Annotated in this window: 19 protein-coding genes; 7 read left to right on the top strand and 12 right to left on the bottom strand. The window is 73.5% G+C overall.

Translation table 11 applies throughout. The features are described from left to right. Positions 1-9: 9 nt before the first annotated feature. On the top strand, positions 10-1,131 hold the full coding sequence (locus tag HN031_RS03280) for an ATP-dependent DNA ligase (RefSeq protein WP_172266293.1): 1,122 nt from the start codon (positions 10-12) through the stop codon (positions 1,129-1,131). Further along, positions 1,128-1,730, top strand: a complete 603-nt coding sequence (locus tag HN031_RS03285; protein WP_253943014.1) for a hypothetical protein — start codon at positions 1,128-1,130, stop codon at positions 1,728-1,730. The genes HN031_RS03280 and HN031_RS03285 overlap by 4 nt, the downstream gene beginning before the upstream one ends. Positions 1,731-1,771: 41 nt before the next feature. On the opposite strand, the gene HN031_RS03290 is transcribed toward HN031_RS03285, so the two are convergent. Beyond that, positions 1,772-2,884 (bottom strand): sulfotransferase, encoded by a 1,113-nt coding sequence (locus tag HN031_RS03290; RefSeq protein ID WP_172266296.1) that lies wholly within the window; start codon positions 2,882-2,884, stop codon positions 1,772-1,774. Between the two features lie 87 nt (positions 2,885-2,971). On the opposite strand from HN031_RS03290, the gene HN031_RS03295 reads away from it, so the two are divergent. Then, a complete protein-coding gene (locus HN031_RS03295; protein ID WP_172266299.1) occupies positions 2,972-5,725 on the top strand; it encodes a stealth conserved region 3 domain-containing protein in 2,754 nt (917 codons plus the stop codon). A gap of 22 nt (positions 5,726-5,747) precedes the next feature. Here HN031_RS03295 and HN031_RS03300 read toward each other — a convergent pair whose 3' ends face one another. Beyond that, the gene (locus tag HN031_RS03300) at positions 5,748-6,830 is read right to left on the bottom strand and encodes a DNA polymerase domain-containing protein (protein WP_172266302.1); all 1,083 of its coding nucleotides are present in this window, start codon (positions 6,828-6,830) and stop codon (positions 5,748-5,750) included. Between the two features lie 51 nt (positions 6,831-6,881). Here HN031_RS03300 and msrB point away from each other — a divergent pair, with 51 nt between their 5' ends. Then, positions 6,882-7,277, top strand: a complete 396-nt coding sequence (msrB, locus tag HN031_RS03305) for a peptide-methionine (R)-S-oxide reductase MsrB (RefSeq protein WP_172266305.1) — start codon at positions 6,882-6,884, stop codon at positions 7,275-7,277. On the opposite strand, the gene HN031_RS03310 is transcribed toward msrB, so the two are convergent. The 5 genes from HN031_RS03310 to hemG all read right to left on the bottom strand — a co-directional run bounded on the left by HN031_RS03310 (position 7,278) and on the right by hemG (position 11,340). Further along, positions 7,278-8,135 (bottom strand): hypothetical protein, encoded by an 858-nt coding sequence (locus tag HN031_RS03310; RefSeq protein WP_172266308.1) that lies wholly within the window; start codon positions 8,133-8,135, stop codon positions 7,278-7,280. 38 nt (positions 8,136-8,173) lie between these two features. Next, positions 8,174-8,605, bottom strand: a complete 432-nt coding sequence (locus tag HN031_RS03315; RefSeq protein WP_322920096.1) for a rhodanese-like domain-containing protein — start codon at positions 8,603-8,605, stop codon at positions 8,174-8,176. After that, the gene (locus tag HN031_RS03320; RefSeq protein WP_172266311.1) at positions 8,602-9,126 is read right to left on the bottom strand and encodes a cysteine dioxygenase family protein; all 525 of its coding nucleotides are present in this window, start codon (positions 9,124-9,126) and stop codon (positions 8,602-8,604) included. The genes HN031_RS03315 and HN031_RS03320 overlap by 4 nt, the downstream gene beginning before the upstream one ends. A gap of 151 nt (positions 9,127-9,277) precedes the next feature. Beyond that, complete coding sequence (hemQ, locus tag HN031_RS03325; RefSeq protein WP_172266313.1) at positions 9,278-9,985, bottom strand: hydrogen peroxide-dependent heme synthase; 708 nt, start codon at positions 9,983-9,985, stop codon at positions 9,278-9,280. A gap of 5 nt (positions 9,986-9,990) precedes the next feature. Further along, a complete protein-coding gene (hemG, locus tag HN031_RS03330) occupies positions 9,991-11,340 on the bottom strand; it encodes a protoporphyrinogen oxidase (protein WP_172266315.1) in 1,350 nt (449 codons plus the stop codon). Between the two features lie 56 nt (positions 11,341-11,396). On the opposite strand from hemG, the gene HN031_RS03335 reads away from it, so the two are divergent. Then, the gene (locus tag HN031_RS03335) at positions 11,397-12,323 is read left to right on the top strand and encodes an NYN domain-containing protein (protein ID WP_172266317.1); all 927 of its coding nucleotides are present in this window, start codon (positions 11,397-11,399) and stop codon (positions 12,321-12,323) included. Positions 12,324-12,380: 57 nt separating this feature from the next. Next, complete coding sequence (locus HN031_RS03340) at positions 12,381-13,370, top strand: DUF4349 domain-containing protein (RefSeq protein WP_172266319.1); 990 nt, start codon at positions 12,381-12,383, stop codon at positions 13,368-13,370. A gap of 84 nt (positions 13,371-13,454) precedes the next feature. Here the strand turns inward: HN031_RS03340 and HN031_RS03345 are convergent, their stop codons facing one another. From HN031_RS03345 to HN031_RS03360, 4 genes are read right to left on the bottom strand one after another with little or no spacing between them, the layout of a single operon-like run. Next, complete coding sequence (locus HN031_RS03345; RefSeq protein WP_172266321.1) at positions 13,455-14,798, bottom strand: MFS transporter; 1,344 nt, start codon at positions 14,796-14,798, stop codon at positions 13,455-13,457. After that, the gene (locus HN031_RS03350; RefSeq protein WP_172266323.1) at positions 14,795-15,454 is read right to left on the bottom strand and encodes a flavin reductase family protein; all 660 of its coding nucleotides are present in this window, start codon (positions 15,452-15,454) and stop codon (positions 14,795-14,797) included. Before HN031_RS03350 ends, HN031_RS03345 begins: the two co-directional genes overlap by 4 nt. Then, the gene (locus HN031_RS03355) at positions 15,451-15,981 is read right to left on the bottom strand and encodes an NAD(P)H-dependent oxidoreductase (RefSeq protein WP_172266325.1); all 531 of its coding nucleotides are present in this window, start codon (positions 15,979-15,981) and stop codon (positions 15,451-15,453) included. The genes HN031_RS03350 and HN031_RS03355 overlap by 4 nt, the downstream gene beginning before the upstream one ends. After that, on the bottom strand, positions 15,978-17,120 hold the full coding sequence (locus tag HN031_RS03360) for an LLM class flavin-dependent oxidoreductase (RefSeq protein ID WP_172266327.1): 1,143 nt from the start codon (positions 17,118-17,120) through the stop codon (positions 15,978-15,980). Before HN031_RS03360 ends, HN031_RS03355 begins: the two co-directional genes overlap by 4 nt. Before the next feature lie 323 nt (positions 17,121-17,443). Here HN031_RS03360 and HN031_RS03365 point away from each other — a divergent pair, with 323 nt between their 5' ends. Then, positions 17,444-18,430 carry a LysR family transcriptional regulator gene (locus HN031_RS03365; protein WP_172266330.1) on the top strand — a complete coding sequence of 329 codons (987 nt, stop codon included), beginning with the start codon at positions 17,444-17,446 and terminating at the stop codon, positions 18,428-18,430. On the opposite strand, the gene hemE is transcribed toward HN031_RS03365, so the two are convergent. Further along, a complete protein-coding gene (gene hemE / locus HN031_RS03370; protein WP_367650637.1) occupies positions 18,405-19,451 on the bottom strand; it encodes a uroporphyrinogen decarboxylase in 1,047 nt (348 codons plus the stop codon). The genes HN031_RS03365 and hemE overlap by 26 nt on opposite strands. Positions 19,452-19,496 lie beyond the last annotated feature (45 nt).

The raw sequence follows: 19,496 nt of genomic DNA on the forward strand, positions 1-19,496 counted from the left end.
GCTTCAGCCGTGGACCTCCCCGTGATGCCGCCCGTGCAGCCGATGCTCGCCAAGAGCGTGAGCGGCGTGCCAGACCCGGCCAAGCACGGCGGACTCAGCTTCGAGCCCAAGTGGGACGGCTTCCGCTGCCTGGTCTTCAAGGACGGCGACGAGGTCGAGCTGGCCAGCCGCAACACCAAGCCGCTGACCCGCTACTTCCCCGAGGTCGTCGAGGCCGTGCGACGCCAGCTGCCGGACCGCATCGTGCTGGACGGCGAGATCTTCGTCGGCCTGCAGGGTGCCGAGGGCTGGCGCCTGGAGTTCGAGACGCTGCAGGAGCGCATCCACCCCGCGGCCAGCCGCGTCGACAAGCTGGCCGTCGAGACGCCCGCGGGCTTCGTCGCCTTCGACCTGCTCGCGCTGGGCGACGAGTCCTACCTCCACCGTCCGCTGTCCGAGCGCCGCGCCGCGCTGGTCGAGGCGCTCGCGCACCTCGACGGCGAGGGGCCGTGCTTCCTCACCCGCACCACCGAGGACGCCGCCGAGGCCGAGCGGTGGTTCGAGGAGTTCGAGGGCGCCGGCCTGGACGGCGTCGTCGCCAAGCCGCTCGGCTCGCCCTACGAGCCCAACAAGCGCACCATGCTCAAGATCAAGCACGAGCGCACCGCCGACGTCGTCCTGGCCGGCTACCGCGAGCACAAGACCTCGACCCCGGAGCAGCCGCTCATCGGGTCGCTGCTGCTCGGGCTCTACGACGACGACGGCGAGCTGCAGCACATCGGCGTCTCGGCCAGCTTCACCGCGGCTCGGCGGGCCGAGCTCTGGCTGGAGCTCCAGCCGCTCGTGTGCGACATCGCCGACCACCCGTGGGGCAGGTGGAACGAGTTCCTCACCGCCAACCCCGACCGCGTCCCCGGCACGCAGAGCCGCTGGAGCGCGGGCAAGGACCTCGGCTTCACGGCGCTGCGCCCCGAGCGGGTGCTCGAGGTGAAGTACGACCACATGGAGGGCCGGCGCTTCCGGCACACCGCCCACTTCAAACGCTGGCGCACCGACCGCGACCCGGAGAGCTGCGGCTACGCCCAGCTCGACGAGCCGGCCGGCTACGACCTCAGCAGGATCCTCAGCACCGAACCCGGAGGCGAGTCATGACCGAGACGACCGACAACATCCCCGACGACGGCACCACCGGCGACTCCATCCACGACGGGCGGGGCACTTACGACGTCGTGCTGCTCGTCGAGCAGGCGCTCACCGCCGCCGACGCCCAGCAGGTCCGGTCCCTCCACACCGAGATCGCGGACCCGGTGGTCTACCACGTCCTGCTGCCGCTCGAGGACGCCGCGGCCCGGATCGAGGCGTCCCTCGGGACGATCGGCGCCGGGGACCTCATGGCGGCACCAGCCATGGCGATGAACGACGTCGACATCGAGGCCCTGCGGCGCGAGTGCGAGGAGAGCTCCTCCTCCGACCTCCACAAGACCCTCGCCGCGATCCATGCCGCCGGGGGCCAGGCCACCGGCAAGGTGACGTCCGAGCCGCCGGTCGACGCCCTCGCCGCGCTGGTCACGGCCGTCGACGCCCGCGAGGCGATCATCCTCACCCGCCCGCACGTCGTGGCTGAGTTCTTTCACATCGACTGGACCTCGCGGGCGCGCCGCAAGCTCGGCGTGCCGGTGCTGCACCTCATCGAGCACGAGAACTTCGACGAGCAGGCCTCCGGGTCCGGGGAGGGCATCAGCGGCGTCTGAGCGGCCCGGGGTCGAGGGTCCGACCCCGGCTCGGCGGCAGCTCAGCCCCGGCGGGTCACCCTGCGCACGACCGCCTTGCGCAGGATCGCCGCGGCCTCACGTCCGCCGACCGCCGGCGGCTGGGCACGACGGGCGCGCTCGAGGTCGCGTCGCAGCTGGTGCACGGTCGCCCGCTGCGCCTCACGCGCCTCGCGCCCGGCGAGCGTCGCCTCGGCCCGGGTGTGGTCGAACGTCAGCGCCACCGCGTCGGCGTACCGCGCGGTGTAGTCCGCGTGGATCTCGTCGAGGCGCTGCTGGGCCGCCGCGTCGTGGGGCTTGTCGGTGAGCACGCCCAGGAGCTGCCAGACCTCCTCGGCCATCTCGCGCAACCAGTCGGGCGTGCGGACGTCGTCCCAGGTGAGCTGCGACTTGCGCATCGACGGCTCGATGAAGTCGTCGACCGGGTGGTGGGTGGTCGAGGACAGGTCGGTGTCGAACTCGAGGTCCAGCTGCTCCTGCACCGGCGTCAGGGCGGAGCGCCAGTCGGCGAGCAGGTCGGCATAGCGCACGAAGGCGCGCCGGGTGTCGCGTCCGGCGAGCTCGGTCAGCAGCGCCGCGTGGACCCAGCCGGCGACGTTGGAGGTCTCCTTGGTCAGCCGCAGGTCCTCGGACTGGCTGGAGAGGTAGGCGATGTCGCGCGAGCCGACGACCTCGGCGGGGTGGCGCAGCGCGGTGAGCCACCGCAGGTCGGCGCCGACCTCGGCGCTGACCCGCTCCCACACCTCGGCGAACCAGAAGGCGTGCGGGTCCTTGACGACGATCTGCTCGCCCCCCGACCGCTGCAGGGCGAGCTGGCCCGCGAGCCACTCGCGCAGCTCGGCGGTCGGCACCCCGGACGCGACGTGCGCGGCCACGAGGTCGACGGCGGCGGGCCGGCTGTCGATGTTGAAGAGCGCGAGCTCCTTGAGGTGCCGCTTGTGGAAGTCGATGACCCACTGCGGCTCGTAGAACCCGCGCGGGTTGGTCTCCGACGCCTCGACCTCCGGTTGCGGCACGTGCAGGCCGAGCCGCTTCAGCGTGCCGGCCAGGGAGCTCGTGCCACTGCGACCGGAACCGGAGACCAGGACGAGCGGGGTGCCCGGCTGCACATCCGGTCGGGAGGAGGACGTCGGCATGCCGGTCACCCTATCCGCCGACGCCCGGCATCTAGGATCGTGGCGATCCGATCGGGGACCGCTCACACGGACAGGACTGAGGCACACGTGGCACTCACCGACAGGCTCGGGGGGAAGGTGCGCTCGGCGATGCGCCGCACGCGCCGCGACGGCCCGCTCGACATCGTCTTCGTCCTCTTCAACGCCGACGGGATGGGCGGCACCGCCCGGTCCGGCATCGAGCAGGCCAACGCCCTGGTCCGGCTGGGCGAGGGCCACCGCGTGCGCATCCTCAGCGTGACGCGCAGCGGCGCCACGACCCACTACCCGCTGGCCGACGGGGTCGAGGTCACCTACCTCGTCGACGTGCGCGGCGAGCGGCCCGCCGCGGTCAGCGGTCGCCACCCGGCGGAGCTCGCGCAGCGCGAGTCGGTCATCGTCCCGCGCAGCTGGGACGCCCTCTACAACGGCCTCACCGACGCCACGATGCGGGAGGCGCTGGGCAGCGTCCAGGCCGACGTGCTCGTCACCACCACGCCCGAGCTGCTGGCCGTGGTGGCCCAGCTCGCCCCCGCCGACGTGGCGCTGGTCCACCAGGAGCACCGCGCGTCCTCGAGCCGCGTCAACGACCTCGGCGCCCTGCTGGAGTTCGCGCCCCGCGCCGACGTCGTCGTCTCGCTGACCGAGTCGATGTCGCGGTGGCTGGCCGGGCGGCTCGGTGGGGCCGCCCCGGAGCTCCTCGTCATCCCCAACCCGCTGCCGTCCCACCCCCAGCCCCGCTCGGCGCTGGACCAGAAGGCGTTCGTGACCGCCGGCCGGCTGGCGCCGGAGAAGCAGTTCGAGCACGTCGTCGACGCCTTCTGGCGCATCCACGAGCAGGTGCCGGGCTGGACGCTGCGGATCTGGGGCGACGGACCGCGCGCCGAGAACCTCGCCGCCCAGGTGCGCAAGCTCGGCCTCGAGGACCGCGTCGAGCTGCCCGGGGCCACCGACGACCTCGCGGCGGAGTGGGCGCGGGCCAGCGTGGCCGTGCTCGCCTCGCGCGGCGAGGGCTACCCCCTCGTGCTGCAGGAGGCCATGTCGGCCGGCGTCCCACCGGTGTCGTACGACTGCCCGTCCGGGCCGCGCGAGATGATCACCCACGACGTCGACGGCCTGCTCGTGCCGCCCGGCTCCAAGGCCGCGCTCGCCGCCGCGATGCTGAGGGTCGCCACCGACGACGACCTCCGCAGCCGCCTCGGCGCGGCGGCACTCGAGCGGTCGGCCGGCTGGGACGGCCCGACCCTCGCCCGCCGGTGGGTGGAGGCGTTCCGCGGCGCGGTGGCCCGCCGGGCCGATCCGCTCGCGCCGCGACGGGTGCTGCACGGGCTGCGGCCGGGCCCGCTGGGCGACCTGCCGGAGACCGCAGGGGCCACGGGCACCACACCCGCCCAGGCGCGTACGACGGCCCTGCGGGCGCTCACCTCCGCCGCCGCGGCGACCGGGGAGGGCTGGTTCGTGGTGCCCGCCCACGGCCTCGACCCGCACCCGGTCGTGGTCGTGCCCGCCTCGCGACGCGGCGCCTTCCTCGCCGCCCTCGCCGCCGCCGCGGTCCCCGACTGGCTCTCGGTGCGCGACCCCGCCGAGCGCGGGTGGCACGAGCGCCGCGGCACCGTCGCGGCGATGACCGAGGACCTCGCGCGCACCCGCACCGCCTCGCTCTTCCTCGAGCCGTGGCCGATGCGCGGCGGGCACGGCGGCCTGCTCGGCGAGGGCGTCGAGGTCGGCGTGGAGTTCTGGGAGGAGTCGCCGGACGGCGACCTGCTGGCGCCCGGCCCGAACCGCTACGGCGACCGCGTCCCGGCGGGCACCCCGCGCACCACCGTCACGGTCGAGGACGTCAGCGTGCCGACGCTCGAGCTGATGGCGCTGCCGACGCTCGACGACTGCCGCTTCGACGTCGACGTCGTCTACACCTGGGTCGACGGCGACGACGAGGAGTGGCTGGCCGCCAGGGACGCCCGGATCACCGCTCTCGGCGGCACCCCGAGCGCGCGGGCCGGCGGCGCCTCGCGCTACCGCAGCCGCGACGAGCTGCGCTGGTCGATGCGCAGCATCCACCTCTTCGCGCCCTGGGTGCGCCGGATCCACCTCGTCACCGCCGGCCAGGTGCCGTCGTGGCTCGACACCGGACACGCGTCGGTGCGGGTCGTCGACCACCGCGAGATCCTGCCCGAGTCGGCGCTGCCGACCTTCAGCTCGCACGCCATCGAGACCCGGCTGCACTGCGTCCCCGACCTCGCCGACCACTTCGTCTACGTCAACGACGACGTCTTCCTCGGCCGGCCCCGGCGTCCCGAGCACTTCTTCTCCCCCGGCGGGCAGTACGCCGCCTTCGTGGCCGACCACCGCGCCGTCGGCCTCCCGGGCACCGACGACCGCCCCTACCTCACCGCCGCGCAGAACAACCGCCGCGTGCTGGCCGACGCCTTCGGCGTCGCGCTGACCCACACGATGATGCACAGCCCGCACCCGCAGCGGCGTACGGTCCTGGAGGAGATTGCGGCCCGCTTCCCCGACGCGGTCGCGGCCACCACCGAGGCGCCGTTCCGCTCGGCGACCGACCTGTCGCTGCTGTCGTCCTTCGCGCAGGGCTACGGCCTCATCAACGGGCAGGCGTTCCGGGCCGGCGCGCACCACGGCTACGTCGACCTCGGCCACCAGCAGCTGCCCGCCCAGCTGCGGGCGATGCTGCGGCGCGACCGCGACTTCTTCTGCATCGCCGACAACCTGCTCTCGGCCTTCGACGAGGAGCGGGCCGACGCGCTGCTGCACGACTTCCTCGAGGAGTACTTCCCGGTCCCGGCGCCCTGGGAGAAGTGAGGACGACGCAGCCCGGACGCCGTCAGTCGGGGATCCGGTTGCCCTCCGCGTCCCAGTGGGACTCGACCTTCTTCGACGGCTGCACGCGGGGCGGCTCGCCGGGCATCTTGGGGTGGTCGGGCGGGAAGTTGAGCTCGACGGGGTGCTCGTCCCACAGGTCGAGGAGCGGCTGCAGCGAGTGGTGCTCGTCGTCGATGGCCGCCCACGGGTCGCCGTCGGCGGCGAGGCGCTCCGGCACGGTGAAGAGGTTGAACGCGGTGGGCGAGGCAAGCCAGGCCAGCTCGTCCCATGACACCGGCGTGGAGACCGGCGCCCCGGCGATCGGGCGCAGCGAGTAGGCGGAGGCGATGGTGCGGTCCCGGGTGTTCTGGTTGTAGTCGACGAAGATCCGCTCGCCGCGCTCCTCCTTCCACCACGCCGTCGTGACCCCGTCGTCGCGCTTCTCCAGCTCGCGCCCGAAGGCGATCGCCGCGTGGCGGACCGCCGCGAAGTCCCACTGCGGTGCGATCCGGACGTAGATGTGGATCCCGCGGTTGCCCGAGGTCTTCGCGAAGCCCGTCATCCCGAGGTCGGCGAGCAGCTCCCGCGCGACCCCGGCGACCCGGGCCGCGTCCGCGAACGTCGTACCGGGCTGCGGGTCGAGGTCGATGCGCAGCTCGTCGGGGTGGTCCACGTCGTCGCGGCGCACCGGCCACGGGTGGAAGGTCAGCGTGCCCATGTGGGCGCACCAGACCGGCACGGCGATCTCGGTCGGGCAGATCTCGTCGGCGGTCCGGCCGGAGGGGAAGGTGATCTCGACCGACTCGAGGTAGTCGGGAGCGCCCTTGGGGACCCGCTTCTGGTAGAACGCGTCGGCGTTGCGGTCCTGCGGACCGGTCGCCAGCTTCATGCCCTCCCGGACCCCCGACGTCCAGCGCTCCAGCGCCGTCGGCCGGTCGCGCAGCGCGCGCATCAGGCCGTCCTCGACGCTGGCGACGTACTCCGCGACCATCAGCTTGGTGACCTCGGGCGTCGTGTCGGTCGCCTCGTAGATCACCCGCTCCGGCGAGGAGATGCGCACCTCGCGCTCCCCCGCCCGGACGTACGCCTCCGACGCCTTCGCCATGACTCGACCCTAGCCGGGAGCGCGGCTGGCGTGCCGCCGTAAACTCGGGGCATGGCCTACGACGTGCAAAAGACCGATGAGCAGTGGCGCGAGGAGCTCACCCCCGAGGAGTACGCCGTGCTCCGGCAGGCCGGCACCGAGCGTGCCTTCACCGGCGAGTACACCGACACCGAGACCGAGGGCACCTACTCGTGCAAGGCCTGCGGCTCGGAGCTGTTCACCAGCGACACCAAGTTCCACTCCGGCTGCGGCTGGCCGAGCTTCTACCAGCCGATGACCGACACGGTGGAGTACATCGAGGACGTGTCCCACGGCATGAAGCGGGTGGAGGTCCGCTGCGCCACGTGCGGCTCGCACCTCGGCCACGTCTTCCCCGACGGCTTCGGCACGCCCACCGGCGACCGCTACTGCATCAACTCGATCAGCATCACGCTCAACGAGAAGTAGTCACTCCACGGGCGTCAGGGCCGAGCTGACCCGCACCAGCCCGGCGCCGTACGTCGTGTCGGCCCACTCCTGGATCGAGCCGTCGTCGAAGACGACCTGGGCGTCGAGCGAGTCGGGCGCGAACGAGCCGCTGGTCAGCAGCTGCTCGCCGAGCGCGGCCTGGAGCTCCTGGTTGACCTCGTTGAGGTCGGCGTCGGTCTTCTCCACCGTCGTGACGCACAGCGGACCGCCCCACGTCTCGCGGAGCGCCGCCTCGGCACTGGCCGCGTCCTCGGTGACGGCGACGTTGATCGTGCTGCCGCTCAGCCAGGCCGTGGCGTAGCCGGGCAGCGCGGCGGCGGCGGCCAGCGTCGCGTCGAGGTCCTCCGGCGTGGCCTTCGCCGTGTCGGTGGTGCCGGGCGTCTCGCAGGCGGCACCGAGCGGCTGCTCCTCGGGCTCGGCCATGGCGTCGTAGAGCGCCGCGGGGACGGCGTCGGAGGCGGTGAACGCGGTGCCGTCGAAGGTGCCGGTCAGGGCGTACGACCCCCACCGCACCCCCGAGGCCTCCTCGAACCCGACCTCGCCCCACTCGAAGCCCTCGACGGCCGGCCCGCCGCACTGGGGCGGGTACGACGCGGCGACCGCGCCGAGGCACATCTGCGGCCCCTCGCCGGCGTCGAGGACGGTGACGAGGCCGTTGGTCCGGACCTCGCCCGCCGGGACGGGGGTCGGCACGGCGTCGGACGGAGCGCTGCTCGCGGAGTCCTCGGCCACGGCCGGGTCGACGGCCTTCATCTCCTCCTCGGTCGAGCACGCGGTGAGGGCGGCGAGGCCGAGCAGCGATCCGGTGAGCGCGACGGCGGTGCGTGAGAACGTCATGGTGCTCTGACGCTACTGCGCCGCGACCCGTTCCCGGCTCAGGACTCCCCTGCGGCGCAGGCGACGGGCAGCCGCGCCTCGCGCCACGCCCGGAAGCCGCCCACCACGTCCGTGGCGTCGAGGCCGAGGCTGCGCAGCGCGTCCGCGGCCAGGCTGGAGGTGTAGCCCTCCTGGCACAGCACCAGGATGCGCGCGTCGTACGCCGCTTCCGGCAGGCGGGCGTCCGAGCGCGGGTCGAGCCGCCACTCGAGCACGTTGCGCTCGATGACCAGGGTGCCCAGGGCGGGGTGGACCTCGCCCTCCACCCCGCGCTGCGCGACCGGGCGGATGTCGACGAGGAGCGCCCCGTCGAGCGCCTCCCGGTAGGCCGTCTCGACGTCGACGCGCTCGAGCCTCGAGCGTGCGTCGGCCAGCATCGCGTCGATGCCGTCGTGCCGCGGCGCGGCGGTCGTCGCGGCCGGCCCGGTCACCACATCTCCCCGCGCTGCTCGACGCCGGCCACCTGGAGCCGACCGCGGACCAGCTCGTAGCGGGTCATGGCGGCGAGCGACGGGGCGTAGGCGTGGAGCGACACCGCCGTCGACGTGCCGTGGTTGACCACGTCGTGGATGTGGCTGCCGCCGAACTCCCGCACGGACGCCGCGGGCAGGGTGCTCGCGGTGACGACGCCGGTCCAGACGTACTCGGTGAGCGAGCCCTGCAGGACGACGAACGCCCCGCCGGCCGAGCCGTGGTCGTGCCAGCCGGTGCTGGACCCGGGCGGCCAGGTGATGAGCCAGAGGTCGGCACCGGCGCGGACCCCGATGTGCACCCACGTCCGCTCCGGGACGGTCAGGTCGACGGACCGCAGCGGGTCGTGGGAGCCGAGGTGCTCGGCCAGCGCGGCGCGCGCGACCTGCTGGCGGCTGGCGGGCGTGGGGACGGTGGGCGTCGGCCGGGTCGGCGTGGACGAGGTGCGCTGCTGGGTCGGTGAGGGGAAGGTGGCGGTCACGGGCTGCTCCTTTGAACAATGTTGAGTGACTTACTCTACATTGACCGACTGCCGAACATTCCCGTTCCGCCGCGGTCCCGCGCACGGGATCTCCGTCAGGGCCGGAAGGTCAGGCCAGCCGGCTCAGGGCAGAGGGCTCAGGGCCGCCGGCTCAGGGCAGCCGGGCGAGCAGCTCGGTGGGCGAGACCCGGGCGCCGGTGTAGAACGGCACCTCCTCGCGCACGTGGCGGCGGGCGTCGGAGGCGCGCAGGTCGCGCATCAGGTCGACGATGCGGTGCAGCTCGTCGGCCTCGAAGGCCAGCATCCACTCGTAGTCGCCGAGCGCGAACGACGCGACCGTGTTGGCGCGCACGTCGGCGTAGCCGCGGGCCTGCTGCCCGTGCTGGGCGAGCATGCGGCGGCGCTCGGCGTCGTCGAGGAGGTACCACTCGTAGGACCGGACGAAGGGGTAGACGCAGATGTGGGCGCGGGGCTCCTCGTCGGCCAGGAACGCCGGGATGTGCGACTTGTTGAACTCGGCGGGGCGGTGCAGCGCCATCTGCGACCAGACCGGGTCGAGCCGCCGGCCGAACGCGGTGCGGCGGAAGGCGTTGTAGGCGGCCTGCAGCTGCTCGGAGTCGGCGGCGTGCCACCAGACCATGAGGTCGGCGTCGGCGCGCAGGCCGCTGACGTCGTAGAGGCCGCGGACCACCACGTCCTGCTCGGCGAGCACCTCGAAGAGCGCCTCGACGTCGGTGGCCTCGGCGTCGCGGTCGGCGTCGCCGATGAGGTCGCGGAGCCGGAAGACCGACCACATGGTGTAGCGGATGGTGTCGTTGAGCTCCCTGGTCCGCGCCGCGTTGGTCTTCTCGCTCGTCATGCTCCTCATTCTGCCCGGGTGACCGAGGCCACAGCACGCCGGGCGGACCCGATGACGGCGGGGACGCCGACCCCGTCGAACGCCGCCCCGCAGACCGCGAGGCCGGGCAGCGCCTCGACCTCGGCGCGGACCCTGGCGACCCGGTCGAGGTGGCCGACGGCGTACTGCGGCAGCGCACCGCCCCACCGCTGCACGTGCGTGTCGACCGGGCGTGCCGTGACGCCGGCCATCGCCGTCAGGTCGGCGAGCGAGACCCGCACCAGTCCTTCGTCGCCGGCCTGCAGGGTCGTCTCCTCGCGGTGGCGGCCCAGGGAGGTGCGCAGCACGACCAGGTCGGGGTCGAGGGCCCGCACCCAGTCCCACTTGGCGAAGGAGAAGGTGGAGGCCTTGATGGTGCGCTGCTCGACCGGCGGCACGAGGAAGCCGGACCGCTCGAAGAGTGCGTCCGGCACGTCCTGCGCCCGGAGGGCGAGCGTCACCACGGCGACGCTGGCGGTCTCGACCGCCGCGAGGTCGGCGGCGGCCGCGGGCGCGACGTCGCCGAGCAGCCGCGCGGCGGGTGCGGCGGGGGTGGCGAGGACGACCGCGGCCGCCTCGACGGTCTCGGGCCGGGTGGTCGGTCCGACGGTCAGCGCCCACCCCGACGTCGTACGTCGCAGGGCGCGCACCGTGGCCGAGGTCCGGACCTCGAAGCCGCCGGTCGACGCGAGGAGGCCCGGCAGTCGTCCCATGCCGCCGGGCAGGGAGGCGAACACGGGACCGGCGGACACCGGGACACCGGCGGCCTGCTCGAGGAGGCTGCCGCGGCGCGCCATGGCGAGCAGCTGCGGCACGGCGGCCGCGGCCGAGAGCTGGCGGGCGTGGCCGGCGTACACGCCGCCGAGCAGGGGCTCGACGAGCCGGTCGACGACCTCGTCGCCGAGGCGGGCGCCCACCAGGTCACCGACGGAGACGTCGCCGTCGACCGGGGTGCTCGTCTCGGTGCTCGCGCGGGCCAGGCCCTCGGCGCTGAGCACCCCGCTGGCGGCGAGCTGGTCGAGGTCGAGAGGCACACCCATGAGCGACCGCGGGAGCGCGCGCAGCGCCCCGCGCGACCACACGCCGGACGTGGCGCTGGTGGGGTGGACCAGCTCGGCGCCCAGCTCGGCCGCCAGGGCGACGCCCTCGGGGCGGCGGGCCAGCATCGCCTCCGCGCCGACGTCGACGACCACACCGGCCACCTCGGCGCTGCGCAGCTTGCCGCCGACCTGCGGCGACCCCTCGAGCAGGAGCACGTCCCGTCCGGTGGCGGCCAGGTCCCGAGCGGCCACCAGGCCGGCGATGCCGCCGCCCACGACCACCACGTCACGCCTCACCCCTCCAGCGTGCCAGAGGCGGGGAACCGGCCCGGCGCCGCTCTAGGGTGGGGCACGTGGACGCCAACACGAGCACGGCCCGGATCGCGGTGCTGATCGACGCCGACAACACCTCGCACCGCTACGCGGAGGCGCTGCTCGACGAGATCGCGAAGTACGGCGACCCGACGATCAAGCGTGCCTACGGGGACTGGTCGTCGCCACGGCTGGGCGGCTGGACGACCGAGCTCAACACGCGCGCGATCCGCGGGATGCACCAGGGGGCGTTCACCCGCGGCAAGAACTCCACCGACTCGGCCCTGATCATCGACGCCATGGACCTGCTCTACGCCGGCAACGTCGAGGCCTTCGCCCTGGTGACGAGCGACAGCGACTTCACCAGCCTGGCGCTGCGGCTGCGCGAGTCGGGCAAGGTCGTCTACGGCCTCGGCGGCGCCAGGACGCCCGCTTCCCTGCAGAACGCCTGCAACAAGTTCATCCGGCTCGAGTCGCTGGGCGAGCCGGACGCGGAGCCGGACGCGGAGCCCGAGCCGGAGTCGGAGCGGGAGGCCCCCGAGCCGGAGGTCCGCGAGGCGGCCGGGACCGCGCCGGCGGTCGCCGAGCCGGACCCGGTGCCGGAGGTCAACCTGCCCAGCGCGCTGACGAAGGCCGTCAACGCCGTCGCGGGCGACGACGGCTGGGCGGCGCCCGGTGCGATCGGCCAGCACCTGAGCCGCACCCATCCCTCCCTCGACCCGCGCAACTACGGGCACCGCGGGCTGCAGGGCCTGCTGGCCGCCCAGCCCTACCTCGAGACCAGCAGCGACGAGGCGCCGATGCGGGTCCGGGTGAAGGGCGGGGCGACGCCCACCGCGACGCCGACGCGCAGGCGGTCCACGACCAAGAAGGCCGCAGCCCAGCAGCCCACGGCCCAGAAGGCAGCGAGCACGAAGGCAGCGAGCACGAAGGCAGCGAGCAAGAAGACTGCAGGCACGACGTCCTGACGGTCACGGTTGCATCACGGCCGGAACCGGCAGCGGTCACACCGGCGTCGGACCCGCATGACCACTCGTACCCGCGCCGCCGGCGTCCTCACCGCCCTCACCATGTCGGTCCTGATGGCCGCCTGCTCGACCAGCGACGGAGGCGGCGACGCCCTGGGCGAGTCGTCGTCCGGGGCCGACCGGTCGACCGGACAGGACCTCGCCAGGTCGGACGGGGCCGGGGGCGGGACGAGCCGGGAGCTCGCCGCGGCGGAGGACGCCAGCTCCTCCGAGTCCTCCGGCTCGTCCGGGCCCGCGCGGCCCTCCGGCTCCGGCTCGCAGGTGGCCACCACTCCCGAGCTGGAGCGGGCGGTCATCTCCACCGGCACGGTCTCGTTGTCGAGCAAGGACGTCGCGGGGGCCCGGCAGGACGTGCAGCGGATCGTCGACGCCCAGGGCGGTGACGTGACCGAGGAGAGCACGGAGACCGACGAGGACGGCGAGGCGTCGTACGCACGCCTCGTGGTCCGGGTGCCGAGCGGGAGGTTCAGCGAGGCCATGGCGGCGCTCGAGGAAGTCGACGGCGTCGTCGCCTCCACCCGCGGGTCCGAGGACGTCACCACGCAGGTCATCGACAACGACGTCCGGGTGCGGGCGCAGGAGGCCAGCCTGAAGCGGGTCGAGCGGCTGCTGGCGGAGGCGACGTCCCTGCGCAACCTCATCTGGATCGAGTCCCAGCTCACCACCCGCCAGGCCGAGCTCGACTCGCTGAAGTCGCAGCAGTCGTGGCTCACCGACCAGACCTCCCTGTCCACCATCACCATCGACATCTCCGCCGACAGGGCGAAGCCGGTGAAGAAGGACGAGGCCGACGAGCCCGCCGGGTTCGTGGCCGGCCTGTCCGGCGGCATGGACGCGCTGACGAGCGTGCTCGGCGCCGCCGCCACGGTCATCGGCGCGCTGCTGCCGTTCGCGGTCCTCGGCCTCGTCGTCGGCGTGCCGGTCTGGGTCGTCGTACGCCGCCGGCGTGCGACCACGCCCGCCGCGGCCGAGACGCCGGCCGCGTAGACGCGCGGACAGAGCTCCCGTCACCCGGCGCGGCCCGGCGTGGGCCGACCGCCAGGACGAAGGTCCTGTCCGCGCGTCCTCGGGTCAGACGGTGACGCGCTCCCGGGCGTCCGGCTCGTCGGCGTCCTCGCGGTCGAGGGAACGGCCGCGCGTCTCGGGCAGGAAGTGGGCGCACACCAGCGAGATGACCCCCACCGCGACGTTGTAGGCCGCGACCCACCAGAGCGTCCCCTCGCCCCGGGTGACCAGCCAGGCCGCGATCAGCGGCGTGAGGCCGGAGGCGAGGATGCCGGAGACCTGGTAGAGCGTGCTCAGCGCGGTGTAGCGGTAGCGGGTGTCGAACAGCTCCGACCAGAACGCCGCCAGGGGGCCGTAGACGGTGCCGTAGACGACGCCCAGCCCGACCACGAAGACCAGCGAGATCGCCCACCGCTCCTCGGTGTGGACGAGCGCGGCGGCCGGGAAGGCGAACAGCAGGCCGATCCAGGCGCCGACCCGGTAGACCGGCTTGCGGCCGACGCGGTCGGACAGGGCGCCGGCGATCGGCACCAGCACGACTCCGAGCGCGGCGCCGACCATGATCGCGTCGAGCGCCCAGCTGCGCGGCAGCTCGAGGTTGGTCGCGACGTAGGCGAGCAGGTAGACCGAGAACAGGTTGAAGGTGAAGCCCTCGATGAAGCGGGTGCCCATGCCGAGGAGCAGCGGCCGCGGCTGCTGCGCCAGCAGGTCGCGCAGCGGGAGCTGGGAGATCTCCTTGCGCTCCTGGACCTTGGCGAACTCCGGCGTCTCCATCACCGAGAGCCGGATGTAGGCGCCGATGCCGAGCAGGAGGATGCTCACGAGGAAGCAGGCGCGCCAGCCCCAGGCGAGGAACGACTCCTCGGGCAGCAGGCCCGCGAGCGAGAACGCGCCCGCCGCGAGGACCAGCCCGCCCGGCACGCCGATGTGGGCGAAGCTGCCGTAGAAGCCGCGGCGCCCGGCCGGGGCGTACTCGACGGCCAGCAGCACCGCGCCGCCGTACTCGCCTCCCACGCCGATGCCCTGCAGCACCCGCAGCAGCACCAGTGCGACCGGTGCCCAGACGCCGATCTGGTCGTAGGTCGGCAGCAGGCCGATGAGGGCGGTGCCGACACCCATGATGACGAGCGTCAGCAGCAGCATCTGCTTGCGACCGATCCGGTCGCCGAAGTGGCCGAAGACCAGGCCGCCGACGGGCCGGGCGAAGAACCCGACCGCGAAGGTGGCGAACGCCGCGAACTGGGCGGCGGGCCCGTCGAGGCCGTTGAAGTAGAGCTTGTCGAACACCACGGCCGCGGCCGTGCCGTAGAGGAAGAAGTCGTACCACTCGATGGTGGCGCCGACGGCCGAGGCGAGGGCGACGCGGCGCGCGGTCGGCGGGGTCGTCGAGGTCGGTGCCGTCTGCGTCATGCCGCGTCCTCCGTCCCGGTGCTGTGGAGGTCCTCGTCGGCCGGACCGGCATCCGCGGTCGCGGCGCCCCGGTCGACGTCGGCGCCGTTGATGCGGCCGTCGAGACGCGAGGGGTCGAGGTCGTCGCGGTGCAGCTTGGCGAAGGCCGAGCGGTGGAAGACGAGCGGGTGCTGGCCGTCGCCGGCGCCGACCTCGTGGACCTCGAGCAGCACGATGACGTGGTCGCCGGCGACGACCTCCTCGTGCACCGAGCAGTCGTAGGTCGCGAGGGCCTCGTCGAGGAGGACGGCACCGTTGCCGGTGACCCGGAACGGGAGGCCGGAGAACCGCTCCTCGCGCGGCCCGGCGAGCTGCCGGCACACGGCGTCGTGGTGGTCGGCCAGCACGCTGATGCCGAGGCGGTCGGCCTCGCGCAGCAGCGGCCAGGTCGAGCTGGTCGCGGCGATGGAGAACGACACCAGCGGCGGGTCGATGCTCACCGAGGTGAACGAGGACGCGGCGATGCCGGTGAGCTGGCCCTTCACGGACGCCGCCACGGCGACGACGCCCGACGGGAACGCGCCGAAGGCGTCGCGGAGGGTGCGCTGGTCGATGGAACCTGACGGGGACGCCGGGGAGGCCGAGGAGGCCGGTGAGCTGGGGGTCGTGAGGGTCATGCGGGCACCGCCTGACTGGTCGGGGAGGAGGGCGTGGACGGGGCGGGCAGCGCGGGGAGGGCGTGCTGCGCGGTGGCGAACCAGGCGTCGTAGGGCTCCGGGTCCGAGTGCTGGGCGTCGACGACGTAGAGGCCCTTCGTGGGCACCGAGGCCCCCAGCTCGACGAGCAGCGGCCGCAGCCCGTGGTCCACGGCGAGGGTGTGGGCGGGCGAGGCGCCCAGCATCAGCGGGATCGCGGTCACGCCGCCGAGACCCTGGTGCGGGAACCGGTCGAGGAACGCCTTGAGCAGGCCGGTGTAGGTGCCCTTGTAGGTCGGGCTGGCGACGATGACGACGAGGCTGGAGGCGACGTCCTCGACGAGGCCGCCCACCGTCTCGGAGCCCCAGTCGAAGAGCTCGCCGGCGTGGTCGGCGAGGTCGACGACGAGGTCCGCGCCGCCGAGCCGGTCGGCGAGGGCGAGGGCGGCCTCGTAGGTCCGCGAGCGCGGCTTGGGGTTGCCGACCACGACGGCGACGCGGGTGCTCACGAGGCGGCCTTGGACGAGCCGAACGGGACGGACGCGCGGGCCGCCGCGGGCGCCGGGTGCGTCCAGAGGCCGCGCTGCTCGAGCACGGGCAGGACGCCCTCGCCGAAGTGGTACGCACCCTCGAGGTGGGGGTAGGCCGAGAGGACGAACTCCTCGATGCCCACCGCGACGTACTGCTCGATCAGGTCGGCCACCTCCTCGTGGCTGCCCACGAGCGCGGTGCCGGCACCGCCGCGCACCAGGCCGACACCGGCCCACAGGTTGGGGTGGATCTCGAGGCCGTCGCGGTTGCCCTGGTTGAGCGCGAGCATGTTGTGCTGGCCCACCGACTCCGAGCGCTTGAGCCCCTCCTGGACCCGCCGGATGTCCTCGTCGGAGATCCCGGCCAGCAGCCGGTCCGCCTCGGCCCACGCCTCCTCGGAGGTGTCGCGGGTGATGGTGTGCACGCGGAGCCCGAAGGTCATCTCGCGACCCTGCTTCTCGGCGAGCTCACGGATCCAGGCAACCTTCTTCGCCACGGCCGACGGCGGCTCGCCCCAGGTCAGGTAGACGTCGGCGTGCTCGGCCGCGACCAGGCCGGCTGCGGGCGAGGAGCCGCCGAAGTAGATCTGCGGGATCGGGTCGGGCAGCTGCTGCAGCCGCGCCTGGTCGACGCGCAGGTGGCGCCCGGCGAAGGTGACCTCCTCCCCCGCCCAGAGTCGGCGCACGATGCTCAGGAACTCGCCGCAGCGCTCGTAGCGGGCGTCCTTGTCGAGGAAGTCGCCGTAGGCGCGCTGCTCGTGCGACTCACCGCCGGTGACGACGTTGAGCAGCAGTCGTCCGCCCGAGAGGTTCTGGAAGGTCGCGGCCATCTGCGCGGCCAGCGTCGGGGACGTGAGCCCGGGACGGAAGGCGACCAGGAACTGCAGCCGCTCGGACAGCGGGGCGAGCATCGCCGTGGTCAGCCACGCGTCCTCGCACCAGGCACCGGTCGGCGTGAGGGCGGCCTCGAAGCCGAGCTGCTCGGCGCTGCGGGCGATCTGGCCGAGGTAGGGGACGCTGGCCGGCCGGCCGGCCGCGCCGTGCTCGACGCCGTGCCCCCCGCTCACGACCTGGCGGCCGTCGCCTCCGTTGGTGGGCAGGAACCAGTGGAACTTCATCTCAGTCCTCTCGCTGTCGGTCCGGGTCGGCCAGGGGAGCCGCCCGGCGGGGACGACCGCCGCGCACCGGGCGTACATCGCTATCTCTATCGATCTTGTAGACAAAGGTAGCAGCCGGATGCTCCGCTGCTCCGGCACCGGCCGGGCGGGGATGTCGAGGGGGTGGCAGGCGTCGCCTTGCAGGCAGAACGGACCACCACGGGGCCCCGCCCACGCACGGCGCGCCGTGCACCGTTTTGTATAGTTTGTCAGTAGACTTTGGAACCGAGGCGCCACCCCGGGTCGGGACTCGCCAGGGCCACCATCGAGAGCAGGAGCACCGCGTGCGGATCGAACAGCTGGAGTACCTCGCGGCCGTGACGGAGCACGGGTCGCTGCGCCGGGCGAGCGAGGCCATGCATATCTCCCAGCCGGCGCTCAGCGAGGCCGTGACCAAGCTGGAGAAGGAGCTCGGCGCGACACTGCTCGACCGTCGGCGCACCGGCTCCCGGATCAGCCGGCAGGGCCTCGACCTGCTGCAGAACATGACCGAGGTCCTCGAGGCGGTCGACCGGCTGCGCCAGGCCGCCGGCCAGCAGTCCGTACGCCGTCGCGACCTGCGCATCGGCACCGTCAACACCGCCTCGTCCAGCCTGCTCGCGCCCGCCCTGCGCGACCTCCACGCACGCCACGGGTCGGGCGGCGTCGAGGTGGTCCACGGGCGGCAGGCCGACATCCAGCAGGGCCTCGCCGAGGGGACGCTCGACCTCGGTCTCGTCAACGTGCTACCCGGCGACGAGGTGCCGCCGACGCTCGTGGCCGACCGGCTGATCGAGGGGACCCCGGTCGCCTGCCTGCCCGCCGACCACCCGCTGGCCGCGAAGGAGCGGGTGAGCGTCGACGACCTCCGCGCCGAGCCGCACGTGCTCATGCGCCCGGGCTTCGTGATGCACCGCTACGCCCACCGCGTCTTCGCCGGGGTGCTGCCCGGGACGACCTACGCCACCGACGGGGCGGAGATGGGCAAGGCGATGGTGGCGGCGGGGCTCGGGCTCTCGATCCTGCCGGACTTCTCGATCACCGCCGACCCGCTCGTGAGCGCCGGGGTGCTCACCACCCGGCCGATCCAGACCGACCAGACCACCGTGACGCTGCTGATGCTGCGCCGCCGGGCCGAGCGGACCTCGGAGCCGCTGCGCGACCTGCAGGCCGCGCTGGTGCGCCAGGCGCGGGCCTACCTCGCCTCGCTCGAGCTGCCGCCCACCGCGTCCGACGCCGCGCCGGAGCTCACACCGGTGACGCCGATCAGTAGTCGTGCACGAACTCCGTGAGCGCCTTGAGCTGATCGGGGTCCGTCGAGGGGATCACGCCGTGGCCGAGGTTGAAGATGTGGCCCTTGGCCGCGCGCCCGGCATCGATGATCTCGGCCGCCCGCTGCGTCATCACCTCGGTGGGAGCGAAGACCAGGGTGGGGTCGAGGTTGCCCTGCACCGCGCGGTCGCCGACGAGCGGGATGGCCTGCTCGAGGGGCGTACGCCAGTCCACGCCGACCACGTCCGCGCCGGCCTCCCCCATCAGCCCGAGGAGGTTGGAGGTCCCGACGCCGAAGTGGATCCGCGGCACGCCGAGCTCCCCCGCCGCCGCGAGCACCCGCTCCGAGTGGGGCATCACCGACGCGCGGTAGTCGGCCGGGGTCAGCGCACCCGCCCACGAGTCGAAGAGCTGGACGGCCGACGCGCCGGCCTCGACCTGGATGCGGAGGTAGGCCGCGGCGATGCCGGCGATCTTGCGCATCAGCGCGTCCCACACGTCCGGGGCGCCGAACATCATCGCCTTGGTGCGGGCGTGCTCCTTGGACGGACCGCCCTCGACGAGGTAGGACGCGACCGTGAACGGGGCGCCGGCGAAGCCGATCAGCGGCGTCGCGCCGAGCTCGGCGACGAGCTGGTGCACCGCCCGGGTGATGAAGGGCACGTGGTCGGGCGTGAGGTCGGGGATCGCCTCGACGTCGGCCAAGGTCCGCACCGGTGACGCGACGACGGGGCCGACGCCCGGCTTGATGTCGAGGTCGACGCCGACCGCCTTGAGCGGTAGCACGATGTCGGAGAAGAAGATCGCCGCGTCGACGCCGTAGCGGCGCACGGGCTGCAGGGTGATCTCGGTGACCAGGTCGGCGTCCATGCAGGACTCGAGCATGCCGATGCCCTCGCGCACCTTGAGGTACTCCGGCAGGGAGCGCCCGGCCTGGCGCATGAACCACACCGGGGTGTGCGACGGCTGCTCGCCCCGCGCGGCCCGCAGGAACGGGCTCTCGGCCAGACCGGGGTGGGGCGTGCGTACGGCGTGGTTCACCCCCGAATCTTCGCAGGTCAGGCGGCGTGGCGGCACATCGGCGAG

Source organism: Nocardioides sp. zg-1308, assembly GCF_013155375.1.
GTDB classification, from domain to species: Bacteria; Actinomycetota; Actinomycetes; order Propionibacteriales; family Nocardioidaceae; genus Nocardioides; species Nocardioides renjunii.

Bases quoted from the DNA above. Each gene is read 5' to 3' on its own strand.
- HN031_RS03360 (WP_172266327.1), bottom strand. From the start codon at position 17,120: ATGAAGTTCCACTGGTTCCTGCCCACCAACGGAGGCGACGGCCGCCAG.
- HN031_RS03310 (WP_172266308.1), bottom strand. From the start codon at position 8,135: ATGACGTTCTCACGCACCGCCGTCGCGCTCACCGGATCGCTGCTCGGC.
- msrB (WP_172266305.1), top strand. From the start codon at position 6,882: ATGGCCTACGACGTGCAAAAGACCGATGAGCAGTGGCGCGAGGAGCTC.
- HN031_RS03345 (WP_172266321.1), bottom strand. From the start codon at position 14,798: ATGACGCAGACGGCACCGACCTCGACGACCCCGCCGACCGCGCGCCGC.
- hemQ (WP_172266313.1), bottom strand. From the start codon at position 9,985: ATGACGAGCGAGAAGACCAACGCGGCGCGGACCAGGGAGCTCAACGAC.
- HN031_RS03300 (WP_172266302.1), bottom strand. From the start codon at position 6,830: ATGGCGAAGGCGTCGGAGGCGTACGTCCGGGCGGGGGAGCGCGAGGTG.
- HN031_RS03290 (WP_172266296.1), bottom strand. From the start codon at position 2,884: ATGCCGACGTCCTCCTCCCGACCGGATGTGCAGCCGGGCACCCCGCTC.
- HN031_RS03340 (WP_172266319.1), top strand. From the start codon at position 12,381: ATGACCACTCGTACCCGCGCCGCCGGCGTCCTCACCGCCCTCACCATG.
- HN031_RS03350 (WP_172266323.1), bottom strand. From the start codon at position 15,454: ATGACCCTCACGACCCCCAGCTCACCGGCCTCCTCGGCCTCCCCGGCG.
- HN031_RS03285 (WP_253943014.1), top strand. From the start codon at position 1,128: ATGACCGAGACGACCGACAACATCCCCGACGACGGCACCACCGGCGAC.